15 protein-coding genes are annotated in these 13,096 nt (G+C 37.4%); 9 read left to right on the top strand and 6 right to left on the bottom strand.

All coding sequences use genetic code 11. From position 1 onward, the window contains the following. Nucleotides 1-148 precede the first annotated feature (148 nt). The 3 genes from EZV76_RS16580 to EZV76_RS16570 all read right to left on the bottom strand — a co-directional run bounded on the left by EZV76_RS16580 (nucleotide 149) and on the right by EZV76_RS16570 (nucleotide 2,026). The gene (locus EZV76_RS16580; protein WP_136567651.1) at nucleotides 149-1,180 is read right to left on the bottom strand and encodes a DUF4421 family protein; all 1,032 of its coding nucleotides are present in this window, start codon (nucleotides 1,178-1,180) and stop codon (nucleotides 149-151) included. Nucleotides 1,181-1,201: 21 nt separating this feature from the next. After that, a complete protein-coding gene (locus EZV76_RS16575; RefSeq protein WP_201741882.1) occupies nucleotides 1,202-1,552 on the bottom strand; it encodes a tRNA-binding protein in 351 nt (116 codons plus the stop codon). Nucleotides 1,553-1,630: 78 nt separating this feature from the next. Beyond that, a complete protein-coding gene (locus EZV76_RS16570) occupies nucleotides 1,631-2,026 on the bottom strand; it encodes a DoxX family protein (protein WP_136567650.1) in 396 nt (131 codons plus the stop codon). A 152-nt stretch (nucleotides 2,027-2,178) separates the two neighbouring features. Here EZV76_RS16570 and EZV76_RS16565 point away from each other — a divergent pair, with 152 nt between their 5' ends. The 9 genes from EZV76_RS16565 to EZV76_RS16530 all read left to right on the top strand — a co-directional run bounded on the left by EZV76_RS16565 (nucleotide 2,179) and on the right by EZV76_RS16530 (nucleotide 10,676). Then, entirely contained in the window at nucleotides 2,179-2,808 is a 630-nt protein-coding gene (locus tag EZV76_RS16565; RefSeq protein WP_136567649.1) for an NAD(P)H-dependent oxidoreductase, read from the top strand. A gap of 191 nt (nucleotides 2,809-2,999) precedes the next feature. After that, entirely contained in the window at nucleotides 3,000-3,632 is a 633-nt protein-coding gene (locus EZV76_RS16560) for a TetR/AcrR family transcriptional regulator (RefSeq protein WP_136567648.1), read from the top strand. A 48-nt stretch (nucleotides 3,633-3,680) separates the two neighbouring features. Continuing rightward, nucleotides 3,681-4,556, top strand: a complete 876-nt coding sequence (locus tag EZV76_RS16555) for a helix-turn-helix domain-containing protein (RefSeq protein ID WP_136567647.1) — start codon at nucleotides 3,681-3,683, stop codon at nucleotides 4,554-4,556. 97 nt (nucleotides 4,557-4,653) lie between these two features. Continuing rightward, the gene (locus EZV76_RS16550) at nucleotides 4,654-5,742 is read left to right on the top strand and encodes a class I SAM-dependent methyltransferase (protein ID WP_136567646.1); all 1,089 of its coding nucleotides are present in this window, start codon (nucleotides 4,654-4,656) and stop codon (nucleotides 5,740-5,742) included. Then, nucleotides 5,739-6,317, top strand: a complete 579-nt coding sequence (locus EZV76_RS16545; RefSeq protein ID WP_136567645.1) for a hypothetical protein — start codon at nucleotides 5,739-5,741, stop codon at nucleotides 6,315-6,317. The genes EZV76_RS16550 and EZV76_RS16545 overlap by 4 nt, the downstream gene beginning before the upstream one ends. Nucleotides 6,318-6,380: 63 nt before the next feature. After that, on the top strand, nucleotides 6,381-7,322 hold the full coding sequence (locus tag EZV76_RS16540; protein ID WP_136567644.1) for a CE1 family esterase: 942 nt from the start codon (nucleotides 6,381-6,383) through the stop codon (nucleotides 7,320-7,322). Between the two features lie 36 nt (nucleotides 7,323-7,358). Further along, nucleotides 7,359-7,490 carry a hypothetical protein gene (locus tag EZV76_RS17415; protein ID WP_262709773.1) on the top strand — a complete coding sequence of 44 codons (132 nt, stop codon included), beginning with the start codon at nucleotides 7,359-7,361 and terminating at the stop codon, nucleotides 7,488-7,490. 248 nt (nucleotides 7,491-7,738) lie between these two features. Continuing rightward, the gene (locus EZV76_RS16535; RefSeq protein ID WP_136567643.1) at nucleotides 7,739-9,022 is read left to right on the top strand and encodes a tyrosine-type recombinase/integrase; all 1,284 of its coding nucleotides are present in this window, start codon (nucleotides 7,739-7,741) and stop codon (nucleotides 9,020-9,022) included. Then, complete coding sequence (locus tag EZV76_RS16530; RefSeq protein WP_136567642.1) at nucleotides 9,015-10,676, top strand: protein rep; 1,662 nt, start codon at nucleotides 9,015-9,017, stop codon at nucleotides 10,674-10,676. Before EZV76_RS16535 ends, EZV76_RS16530 begins: the two co-directional genes overlap by 8 nt. Nucleotides 10,677-11,328: 652 nt before the next feature. Here EZV76_RS16530 and EZV76_RS16525 read toward each other — a convergent pair. The 3 genes from EZV76_RS16525 to EZV76_RS16515 form a co-directional block, all read right to left on the bottom strand. Further along, nucleotides 11,329-11,613: a hypothetical protein gene (locus EZV76_RS16525; protein WP_136567641.1), complete on the bottom strand. Its 285-nt coding sequence runs from the start codon at nucleotides 11,611-11,613 to the stop codon at nucleotides 11,329-11,331. Further along, the gene (locus EZV76_RS16520) at nucleotides 11,606-12,169 is read right to left on the bottom strand and encodes a DUF5063 domain-containing protein (protein WP_136567640.1); all 564 of its coding nucleotides are present in this window, start codon (nucleotides 12,167-12,169) and stop codon (nucleotides 11,606-11,608) included. The genes EZV76_RS16525 and EZV76_RS16520 overlap by 8 nt, the downstream gene beginning before the upstream one ends. Nucleotides 12,170-12,303: 134 nt before the next feature. After that, the gene (locus EZV76_RS16515) at nucleotides 12,304-12,825 is read right to left on the bottom strand and encodes a hypothetical protein (protein ID WP_161594438.1); all 522 of its coding nucleotides are present in this window, start codon (nucleotides 12,823-12,825) and stop codon (nucleotides 12,304-12,306) included. Nucleotides 12,826-13,096: the final 271 nt, after the last annotated feature.

Genomic DNA, 13,096 nt, shown 5'->3' with positions numbered 1-13,096 from the left:
ACAGAATAGATATAAAAGGAGAATCGATGAGAAGAAAATTAAAAAATAAAAACTAAGTTTAACCCAAGGATAGATCAAATCTGGGCAGTTCGTTTGCTATGGTCAGTTTTATCCGGCGAAGGTGGGTCAGTTTACCCGGCTTATCCATTTAATTCCCTGAAAAGGGTTTAAATGTATTTTCTATAAACTTTGGAGGCTGAAAACGGTAACCAAAATACAGTACTCCATAAAGTTGGTCAGTTTCCACACTGCTGTTGCTGTCTTCATTATACCAATCGGAGCTGAAGGTAAGATTTAGACCAAAAATAATCTTCTCTGAACTGTAACCTAGATTCAATCCGGTTGAAAAGGAGCGTGTAAAGTAGGTACTGTGCTCAATTTCTATAGCTTCAGATTCCATGGTTTCCTCTTTGGAGAAGCGAACTCCCAAGGAAGGGGACAGGTTACCGGAAACAAACCAATTCTCATGGAATACATGGGTATAGAAATATCTTGGAGAAAGTCTTAGATTAAAAAACTTTTCCTTGCTACTGATACCCAGTTCATCAAAAGAAAAAATATTGTAGTCATAATATAAGGTTGGAATAAGACTGCCGCTACTCACTTTTTGCCACTCATTCTGGTAGATGATGTTCCGATATGAAAAGTTCGGATTGAGAACATACGAAGTTGACATACCATAATGGGAATTGGTAAGATTGTTGAATTGTACATATGGATCGGTTCCTTCAGTCCAGTTTGGGGCAAAGTCGGCTGTATTTCTTACATAATATCCCTTTGTTTTACTATAAGAGAGTCCTTGTACCCATTTTCCCAGGAAAAAGCGAAACTGATAATCTGTAAATGATGATTTGCCCTTAAGATTCTCATCGGAGTTGGCTCCCAAAAATTTTGGGACCAGACCCACACTTACCCCTATAAATTCATAGTCCAAAGACAGGAAGAGCCGATACCTACTGTTGGGTGTGAGTTCCAATCTTTCACCCTCATCTTGGTTTCTGTATAGTAGTGCATCGGCGCGGGTATCTATGTTGGCTTTTAAAATGATTTTATCGGTATAAGTGACAATCCGAGTGGAATCTTGCTGTGAATGCCCATGCCAGACATTAAAAAGAAGACAACAAAGAAAAATCCCCAAAAGGGAAAAACGAATAGGGTAAATAAGGAGGTATCTGGGCATATAGCTACAAGATACGTAGCTTTAACCAATCCGCGTACCGTTTTTTACCTTTCGTTCGGGTTGTATCAAGATGACTTCCTTGTCCTCTCCAAGACCACCCATCACCAAACATTCGCTCATCATGGTTGCTATCTGTTTTGGAGGAAAGTTGACCACAGCCACCACTTGTTTTCCAATAAGTTCTTCAGGTTTGTACAGTTTGGTAATTTGTGCAGAAGTCTTTCGTTTTCCCAATTCGCCAAAATCGATGATCATTTTATAGGCGGGATTTCTAACTTCTTTGAAAACCTCAGCAGAAATAATGGTCCCTACGGCCATCTGTACTTTTTTAAAATCGTCCCAGCTAAGATTCCGGTTTGAATCAATATCCATGAAAAGGTGCTTTTTTGCGCAAGGTACAACCCCTGTTTGCAATACACCAAAGCGGTTGCTGGGTTTAACGCTGTATTATCATTTTTTCAACAAGGTTTTCAATACAGGGATTTGAAATCGATGTTGCCAAGCCAACACACTACAGATAACAAAAGTGATCGCTGCCAATATAAAAAGAGTACCTCCATCGTTTTGAACCACAATGCCAAGTTGGGTAAGATGGGATAAAATGGCTCCACCTAGGATTCCCATCCCCAATAGAGCACCCAACCCGGTGGTTCTTGGGACAAGCAATAGAATGGCTGTTACCAATTCCAATACACCGATGCCTATACGTCCAACTGGCTCCAATCCCAATGTTTCAAAAATGTATACCGATTCCGGTGCTGCGGTAAACTTAAAAAATAGGGTTTGTAATAAAATTGCTGCTGCTATGATTCTTAGCGCTAGGTTGATAATAGATTTTCGATTCATGATGGTGTTGATTTAAATTACTATAGGCTAGGTCGTAAAAGTTTGGAGTAGTTAACGTTGAAAGGTGTATTGAGCGCAGTTTTATACAATGGGTTATTTTTGTACATAAATATCGATATGGAATATTTTCTATCGTAATTGAGAAAAGATAGATGGAATTATTGGAGCATTTAAAGTGGCGTTATGCCACCAAAACATTCGATTCTACCCGAAAAGTGACTGAAGAGGACATGCATAAACTGAAAGAGGCGATACAATTATCGGTCTCATCCTATGGACTTCAGTTGTATAAAGTATTGGTGATTTCAAACCAGAAACTCAAGGAGGAGTTGAAAATAGCTTCATGGAACCAAGACCAGATTACAGATGCTTCCCATCTTTTTGTGTTCTGTAACTATACGGAACGAAAGGAAGAAGATGTGGATGCCTACATCCAATCCATTTCCCAAATACAGGCAACTCCCATGGATAAATTGGAAGGATATGGAAACCTGATCAAGCGTAGTTTGATTGAAATGGATGAAACTACTTGGATGTCTTGGTCAGAAAAACAAACTTATTTGGCCATGTCCACCCTCTTGATGGCCTGTGCCGAGTTGCGGATTGATGCTTGTCCCATGGAAGGCTACGAGGTGGAAAAATACAATAAAATACTGGGGTTGGACGAACAGGGATTAAATGCAAGTGTTATTGTTCCGGTAGGCTATCGTTCCAAAGAAGACCATACCCAGTTTAGAAAAAAAGTGCGAAAACCGCTTGATGAACTTTTTGAAATTTTATAAAACACATAAGTCTTTTACACAAGGTCAATTTGCAACGGACCTTACTAATTCAACGTGTAATCGTGACTTAACACCAGAAGGCGTTCCCAACTTCAAAAGGATGAATGTTTAGGCCAAGTGAAGGGGTTTTCATTATTAGGTCAAATATACTAAAATAGGTCAAGTTTACTAAAATTTTGTATGTTTGCCCTGTGGGAGATACCAAAGAGAACATATTAAAAAGTGCTTTACGACTGTTCAATAGGTATGGAACATCTAGTGTGACCTTACGAACAATAGCAAAAGATTTGGGTATTAGCCAAGGCAATCTAAACTATCACTTTAAAAAAAGAGAGGATATTATCGGCGAATTGTATAGAAGATTGGTTTACGACATCGATCAAGTAATGTTGGGCAATCAGAATAAGGAGGCCAGCTTACAATTGCTGTTTGATGTTTCAGAAGTGGTAACCACCAATTTTTATAATTATCGATTCATACTGTTGAATTTTACCGAGGTGATGCAAGAACACAAGACCATAAGATATCACTTTCGGAGTATGGCCAAGCTAAGGGAAGAGCAGATTACCGAATTGTTCGACGCTTTTGTTCAAAAAGGCTTAATGAAAGAGGAGCAGTATCCCAACCAGTTCAGGAATCTTGGGAAACGCTATCAAATTTTGGGCGATTTTTGGATGTCGTCTGCACAAGTACTCCACCCCAAAGGCGTTGCCAAGAAGACAATACGGGAATATAGTAGCCTGTTATTGGAAGCCATTTATCCTTACCTGACCTCGGAAGGGCAGAGAGAATTTGACCGGCACCATAAACAATTGAAAGGTTGACGAGACAATTGGTCTGTATCATCATAATCATTACTTAAGTCAATACAGATGATCAATTTTTATCAAACTTTAAAAGTACTGGATATCTACAAGAAAGTGATTATCCGCGATTTACTTTGTGTGGAATACAAGTGTTTTTTGGAAGACCGGACGTTCAAATTCTGGACGGAAGTGGGGTGTTTGGTATTTTGTACATCCGGTAAGAAAATATACAGTTCCAAGGGGCAAGACCTTGCGGTGGCCAAAGGCACTGTATTTTTTATGAAAAAAGGAGCGTATACTGGTGAAAGCTTTTTTGAGGAGCAATATTGTGCCCTGATGCTTTTTTTGCCAGAGAGTTATATTGGCCATTTCTTGTCCAAATTTGATTATTTGAAGGTTATGGACCATGGAGCAGATCTGGCATACGGCACCCAAGAAAACTTAATTGCCCTGGAACAAGATTCCAATCTGGAAGTGTTCTTTTTTACCATTCTCAACTATTTTGCCAATATGGAGGTTGTGAACAAGGAACTTTTGGAAGTAAAGTTTGATGAGCTGTTATTAAATCTATTTACCCAGCCCAAATACGGCGAACTATCATCATACCTATTGCAATTGGTAGGGGACGACCGTGTGGGGATACGGCAAATTATGGAGGAGAATTATGCCAGCACCCTAAAACTTCCGGGGTATGCAGAGTTATGCAATATGAGTCTTTCATCCTTTAAAAGGGAGTTTGTAAGAGTGTATAAAACCGCACCAGGAAAATGGTTGCTCAATAGAAAGCTGCAATTGGCCAGAAAGTTGTTGGGGAACTCTCACTTGAACATCAATGAAGTGGCTTTTAGATGTGGTTTTGAAAGCGCTTCACACTTTATTAAAACATTTAAAAAACAGCAAGATGTTACGCCAACAAAATATCGCGCTTCCATGAATTCATAGATTTGGTCCAATTTGCCAATTCTTTGGACTTATTTGAACATTCCCGCCAAAGCAACCCCCATAAGTTTGCACATAATAATCTTAAAACAATAAAATTATGTGTAATTCTTGTTTGCCCCGAATCCCTAGTGATGCGAACAAAATGGAAGCCTTTGCAGGGCAAATGATGTCCGTTATAAACAACGCTGCGCTGGGGACAATGATTTCTATTGGGCACCGAACCCGGTTGTTTGACGTAATGGATACCTTGGAACCGTCCACCTCTTCGGAAATAGCCACATCGGCCGGGCTGAACGAACGGTATGTTAGGGAGTGGTTGGGAGCTTTGGTTTGTGGAAAGGTAGTTGAGTATAATGCAAAGGACAAGACCTATCTATTACCTGCCGAAAATGCCTTTTTCCTCACGCGTAAATCAAATGAAAAAAACATGGCAGCCATTGCCTCTATCTTGCCCGTTTGGTCTGGTGTTGAGGACAAAATAGTGAACTGTTTTGAAAATGGGGGAGGAGTACCCTACTCAGAGTATGGTAGATTCTATCAGGTTATGGGGGAAATCAGCAATGCCAATGTGGGAAATAACCTTATTGACAATATCCTAAAACACAAACCAGATTTGTTGCAGCTCCTTTCCAAAGGGATTGATGTACTGGATGTTGGGTGTGGTGATGGGAAAATACTCATGGAAATGGCCAAAACTTTTCCCAACAGTCAATTTGTGGGTATAGATATTTGTCCAGAGCCTATACAGAGTGCCAAAAACATGGCAAGGATAGCTGAACTTAAAAATGTTGATTTTTTTGAGGCCGATGTGCTGGATTATCATTTTGACAGGCAATTTGACTTGATCACAACTTTTGATGTTATCCATGACCTGGCATTCCCGGACAAGGTCCTTTCCAAAATAAATGCTTTGTTGAAAAAAGACGTAGGTCAATACCTTATGATGGACATCAATGCTTCCTCCAATTTGGAGAATAACGAAGAACATCCATTGGCGCCATTTCTTTATACCGCCTCAACATTGCATTGCATGTCCGTTTCGCTTGCACAGGGCGGAATGGGCCTGGGAACAGTTTGGGGAGTGGAAAAGGCTAAAGAAATGCTTGCGGAAGCAGGTTTTGGTACCATTACCGTAGAAAATTACGAACACGACATCATGAACAATTATTATTTCTGTACAAAATGAAAAAAGTGATTTTTAAACTCATAGCGCTAACCTTTAGTCTTATGGCATTGCTATCCTGTAGCGATGATGATTATGAAGGGGGTATCATCAATGAAGACCCCACAACAACCCCAATGTTCAGTATAAATGCAAAGGGAACGGTAACAGGTAAAATGGTTGAAAACTTCAAGTTACCGGGAACCGACTTGTCCGTCGCTGGAAATGCTTTTGAAATGACCATGTACAATCCCGCAACAGGGGAGAGTATGGGCACGGTGATAGATATCAACGTAGGTGCGGAAACTTTTGAAGATGGCAGCATGTTTGGTGAAAATTATACGGTGTTCTTGTTTGAAGACCCCCAAAACAGCACCTTGGTGCTACATAACCTTATTGATATGATACCGGCTCCACCGGCTAATATGAACGCCTTCATCAAGAAAGAAAACACAACAGATAATGTGGTGTCGGGTACAGGTATCTATTCCGGTTTTGCAGGAGGATCAACCCTAAATGCCACATTGGATATGTCTGCATTTTCTGAAAACACAGTTGGGTTTGATTGTCTATACGGTTTTACCCAAATACTACATTAAAATCAAAAAAGTTGCGTAGGGTTAAAAGGAGCTCTACGCAACTTAAAACCCATTAATCTTAAAATGATGAAGAATTATACATCCAACGCCGTTTTATGGCTTTTCGCTATTGCAATGCCTATTATGATGAATGCACAAATGTCGTATGTGGATTCGTTGAAAGTCGATGATAAGGTTCGATTCTTTAAATACACGAAGCCCAAGGAAAATAGTGGCAAGGCAAAAATCGTATTTGTACTTCATGGTTCTGGTATGAGCATGGATTTTATGGAAGAAGTGGTAGGTGGGCAATTCAATACATTGGCCCTACAGGACAGTAACACCATTATAGTCTATCCAGAAGGGCATAAAGGAAATTGGAACGATTGCAGGGCAAAGGCGACCTATCCAGCAAAATTGGAAAATAGTAACGACGTGACGTTTCTTTTGGATATAAAGAAAAGGTTGAAGCGTAAATTCGACTTTGATGACTTGGATGTTTACGCCGTAGGCTATTCAAATGGGGGGCACATGTGTTTTAAATTGGCCAAGGTGGCCTCCAGTGAATTTAAGGGTTTTGCAGTAGTTGGTGCCAACCTTCCCGTTTCGGATAATGATGACTGTACAAGTAGCCATAAAGCAGTTTCCATGCTGTTGATAAATGGGACTACAGACCCTATAAACCCTTATGGGGGAGGAGAAGTTTGGTCTGGTGATGGGCAAACCCGGGGATGTGTAATGTCCTTGGAGGCAACGCGTGATTATTGGCTAAGCCTATTGCCTGGAGAATCAAAACTGGAATCAAAATTAGATTATGAAGACACCTATCCAAGGGATAACTCGAGGGCTGTACAAAGGACTTATTCGTCATTTGGATCAAGCATAAAAATATCCACTTTGGAAATTATGAATGGTGGACATCATTTTGCTAATCCAGATTTTAAGGATTGGCCCCACTATTTGGGAAACCTTAATCGAGATGTGAACCTGCCTGAAATCATCATGACATTTTTTGAAAGTATTTAATGATAATCAACTTGCACCCGATGTAAAAAAGTACTCATGGAATATAGAAAGCTTAAAATACCCGAACAGGAAGAACCATCAAATGAGGATTCAAATTATTTGGACAATCAATGGATTGGCACAATTCAGAACAGACTGTTTTCAGGAATCTTTTTTTTGAAACGGTGATACACATTTAATAAGACAAAACAAACTCTCTAAGTTGTGTATAATATAAAAAGCCCCTATCTAAGGGGCTTTTCACGTCATTAAGCGGAGGAAGAGGTATTTGAACCTTCTATATTTACTTTAATTATATTTTATAAATAGTCTAATAATCAGCTACTTGTTAATAAGTCTTTAAAACTATTATATGTTAAAATACTACTTAAACCTAACTTTACTGTCAACCAGATTGTCAACCAATAGGTTTAGGTATGAAGTTTACATTCAATTTAAAGAAACCCAATAAAAATGGGGAATCCCTCATTCTTTTCTCCGCATATTTTAAAAGCGAAGGAAAGAAGTTTGTATACTCCACTGGTGAGTTTCTGTCACCTGAGGAGTGGAATTACAAACTTAGGCAACCTAAAAACCTAACAGGGAGGACGGAAGAAGCAAATCGACATCGGGCAATTCAAAGACAATTAGACAGATATTCAAACTTCTTTTCTGATATAATTAGGGAATATAAGCTTGCAAACAGAGAGATTACCACCTCATCTATCAAAGAGGACTTTGATAAAGAATTTAAGCGCACAAAAGCTATCTCTAGCAAATTCTTTGAAGTTTATGACCTTTTTATATTATCCAAGGAAACTGATTTCACTGAAACAGCTAATTCAGTAACTACAATTAATCGATATAAGTACAACAAGAAGTTACTTAAAGAATTTGAGGATCACCGAAAAAAGAAAATTCATTTCAATCAAATCAACCAAACCTTCTATAACTCATTCATTGAGTTTTGCATTAAAGTAAAAGAACATTCGGCCAATACCCTAAGAAGAAATGTCGGGCTTTTCAAAACCTATATGTATTGGGCATTTGAGAACAATCATACTTATAAGGTTGATTTTCAGAAATTCAAACTTCCAAAGGCGCAGGACACTGATGAGGTTGCTTTAACCCAAGAACAGATATATCAAATATTTGATTTTGATTTGAGCAAAAACAAGAGACTGGAGAAGGTGAGGGACTTATTTGTTTTTGGTTGCGCTACAGGAATGAGGTATAGCAACTATTCCAAAGTGCGAAAAGTAGATGTTCAAAATGAATTGATTCGAGTGGTAGATGATAAAAACAAAGAGAAAACATTGGAAATACCCTTGAATGACCTATCTAATTATATTCTAAAAAAATACGATTATCGATTACCCAAAATTTCAAATCAAAAATTCAACGATTATTTGAAGGAACTATTTGAATTGATGGAGTATAATTGGACGGTAAAAAAGACCATGAAGATTGGACGAGAAATAGTGGAAACTTTTAGTCCATTCTATAATAGGGTTTCGTCACATACTGCCAGACGTAGTTTTATCACCATAATGAAGAATAATAAAATTCCAGATAAGGTAATTATGAGTTATACAGGTCATAGAAGTTTGGAGGTTTTTAATAAATACTATAAGCCTAGTATAAAAGAAAAAGAAAGGTTTATGAAAACTGTTTGGAAATTAAAAAGTGTCCCTCTTGCAAAAACTGTTGAAAATGTCTAAACGATTTATAGGAGTACAATTCGAGCCACTTAAAAAGGGTCAACAGGATATTGCAATTCCTTTGCCAATGGAAACCATTGAATATTTAAACTCGCTTAAACCGAAAAAGACCGAGGATGATTTCCTTGCGGAATTTTTAGGCTCTGAAGAAAATTTGAAAAAAGCAAAGGAAGTAATTAATGAGGCGATAGAAAAGGCCATGCCTAGAGGATTGGAGAAGAACTGTCCAAAGTGTGGCCCTAATGCTGAAAAAATTGATGAAGAAGCCTTAGGTTATAAAATTGTAGGTGTATGCGATAGATATAGAACTCAGATGGGGTTAACATTTCAAATTGCTAGTGTAGAATTTGTACGAATAATGCTAAATAATAAGTTTGTGCATAGGGATAAAAAAACTCAATTTGAACTAGCCAAGAAGTTCTTTTCCAGTTTTTGCTACAAAGAGGGGGGTGGTGTTTTGGCTTTCGATTTGGATTCTTTTTGCAGATTTTTTCTTAGCAAAGGATTTCTCTCAATTTCTCAGATTTTTTCCAACTCTGAAGTTCTTAAAAATTTGACCATTATCAATAATACCATTGAAAAGTTAGATGAAGAAAAAATACAAAACAAGCTTTTTAATACATTAGCACAAAGTGGGACACAAGATTTCCTGCATAGTTTGTACAACACAACAATTACGGGAGTTGGAACTGCAATGGTTGATAATCCAGCCTTACTAAAAAGGGCAAATAAGAAAGTTGTCACGAATGCACTCGTATTAGCTCTTATCGATGTGGCAACAGCTAATGGGGATTTCGGTTGGATTCAAAGGTATTGGAACACGTACCATTGTCAAAATGAATTGACCAGCCATGATGGAAAGGCTTACGGCAACTATTGTAAAAACAGATGGTGTACTACTTGTTGTGGAATCAGAAAAGCTGATTTTATCAATAGATACTTTTCTACGATTAATGATTGGCCAGAACCACATTTGTTAACACTTACCACTAAAACGGTTAAAGCTAAAGAGTTAAGGTCTAGAATCAGCCTGATGATTAAAAATTTCTCAAGAATCAAAGACAGGTGCAATAAACGCCACCAAAGGGATAGTGGTATGAAGCTGATTGGGATAAAATCTTTGGAATGTAATTATAATGCTACCAAAGGTTGGTACAACCCACACTACCATCTAATAGTACCGAGTAGACCAATGGCATTATATATTAAACAAGAATGGAAAAAGGAATGGAATAAGAATGAGTTTATGGTTGGTGAAAAAGGTCAGGATATACGCCCTGTTGGAAAAACTGAAAAAGACTTAATTGAGGTTATTAAGTACGGTGCCAAAATCCTTACTGATCCAGACCCAAACAATAAAAGGAAAAGAAAGAAAGGAGATTTGAAAGGACTTAAGATTTATGCGAATGCCCTCCATAATATTTATAAAGCATTTGATAAGCGTAAATTATTTGTAAGCTTTGGGTTCAATTTGGATGAAGCCAGCGGGGTTGTACCTACCATTATGGAGGTACAAGAATTTGAAAACTGGAAATATAATGCAAAGGAAATGGACTGGATTAACTCTATGACAGGGAAAAGGTTAACAGAATACCAAATTGACTACCAATTGGAAAATCTTTTAAAAGAGTATATTGATATTGAGCTTTTTTAGAAAATTATTTAAAGTACCAAAACGTAAACCTATTATCAGTCAGTCTCAAATTAAACGAGAACAATCAAAATTTTCAATTATTCTTCACTAAAAAATTGAAGGACTTACGTCCTTAAACCGCCAACGACCCGCTAAACGTAGTTCCGGGATTTTTAAGGAAATATAGCGAAATCGTTCAACAATGCCACAAGAAGGTTTCGTCCTATGGATCTTGTGGCATTGTTTGCCAAGTAGGACATGGACTGTCCGTTACTTGACGATTTGGCGGTATTGGGAGTAAAAATTACGGGATCAAATTACATTTAGCCACTGTTGGCGCACCGCAAGGTTTGTTTTATTAGCCTTGCGCTTGGTTTTCCCTCGATGGGCAGCTAAGGGCTGTAATTTGGTTTAGCGGGTCGTTGGAGTACATTTCTTTTGGGGTGGGAGTTCTGTGGCACGTAGCAACAAAAGTCAGCTTTAGCTGAATGTGCTCCAACGGTCTTGTGTATGGCTCGTTGCGTCCAAATTAGCGATTATTTTTCGGTTGAGCCACAAGCCAAATTTTTAAATTTTACTATTTATCTTTTTTCTTGAAAATCGTCAAATTTAAAAATTTGGCGACTTTCCAAATATGCCTTAACTTCGATTTAAGCAACTGAACAGCAATGAGCTATACACGTTGTTGTAGCACGTTATTTCTAACGATTTTTATTATTCTATAAATCAGATATCCGATAATTATAATATTTAGAATATGCCAAATATTCAATCCGATGTAAGTTGCTTTTTGAGAAGCTGTCATACTTTCTAAACTCCAATATTCTCCTTTGCTTTTGTCATAAAAATCATCATAGTCCATTAACAATAAGCCTAAAACGATATAAACAGCCAAATCAAGCATTATTAGTCCAATTCCGATAGCGACATTTTTTAATGTGAAGATTTTTTTACCCATTTTTATGTTTCATAAAATTCAGTAAATCAATCAAATGCTGTTGAGTGTGTGAATAGAAAATCAATTCAAAATACCACCACGCATCGCTTTCACTATTTGTTTCCGCTCGCCATTTTATTTCGAGTAGGTCAAGAATGATGTCAGTCAGGTCGTCTAAAGCATCTCCAACAACCAATTCCGCTTCTTTTTCAATTTTATTCAGTTCAGATAGGTTGTGATAAAGTCCAAAAGATGGAAAATTTGAAGTAACATTTTCCCTTATTTGATTTTGTCCGTCAAACTTATAATCCGCATAATCTTTCTCGTCAAAAACATATTTTATTTGGAAATATTTGGCGTATAGTTCGACAAGATATTTTTCTAAATCTTTCTCTTTATCGTTGATTTCCAAATTCGGATTTAGTCCATATTTGGTGATTTCGTTGATGATGTTTATTAATTCGTTCAAGTTTTTCTTTAATGTGCTACAACGGCCCCGGCTATCCCTCTGGCGGCGTTTGGGCGGCTGATTCTGCAAGCACCGTTTTGCGGAGCAAAAGCGGGAAGCAGCTTTCAAGTTGCGTGCGAATCAGCTAGCGTCTGGGCCGCCGGCGAGAACCATTCCGTTTAGTTTTTTTGTTCGATTAAAGTTACGCTTTTTCTTTTTTCCAAAATACGACGCTTGGGGATAGCCAATGTTGGTTGCTGGTTTTATTTTTCAATAACCAAATTCTTAAAATAATCGTTTTCAAATTGAATTATAATATTTTGGGTGTATTGTATATGCAACATGACAGCTATTGGAGGCATGTCTTTAAAAAAATAATCTAGATATTTTATTTCATTTCCATATCTATCTCTAGGACTATCTGTGCGCAATGATTCATTCACTCTTTGAAATAAATATCGATTTTTTATGAGTTTAGTTACTTCTATTCTATATTCTTCTTGCTTTCTCAGGTATTCATTCCCAAATGAATTTATGGCTTTATTTTCATAAAATAATTCGTTAATAATAGATGGGTTGCCTAAATCACCACTATAATCCATTTTTGAATCTGATGTTGAACGCTCGAATATTTTCATAAAAACACTATTTAGATATTTTTTATATTCAATCGTTAGACTATCATAACGCTCAGCGACTTTTACATTTTGAAGATTAAATTTATTAAAAGTTGCATATATTTCTTTTTCAATAGCTTCATTTGAGTTAGCATACTTTTCAATCATAAGCCCAAACATTGAATTGTCACAATCTCTAACGGGGATTTCGGTCTTTTCGTTAGAATTACAATTCGTGAAAACAAATAAAATGGCTAGTAATATATATCTCATATTCTTTCAAACTTGCAACCAACGGTCTCCTTTACTTTGAATTTATATATTAAATAAGAGAAAGAGGAGAACTAAAACGGTCTCTAAGTTAAGCCTTACTAGACGTATCAGTCCTCTTTTCTCCTAAAAGTTGCATAGAACCAATTGGAATACCAGGTGTTGTAGC

Origin of the sequence: Flagellimonas alvinocaridis, assembly GCF_004916895.1 — a bacterium.
Classification (GTDB): Bacteria; Bacteroidota; Bacteroidia; order Flavobacteriales; family Flavobacteriaceae; genus Flagellimonas; species Flagellimonas alvinocaridis.
The sequence above is the reverse complement of the archived record's forward strand: the minus strand, read 5'-3'. Positions and strand labels throughout refer to the sequence as shown.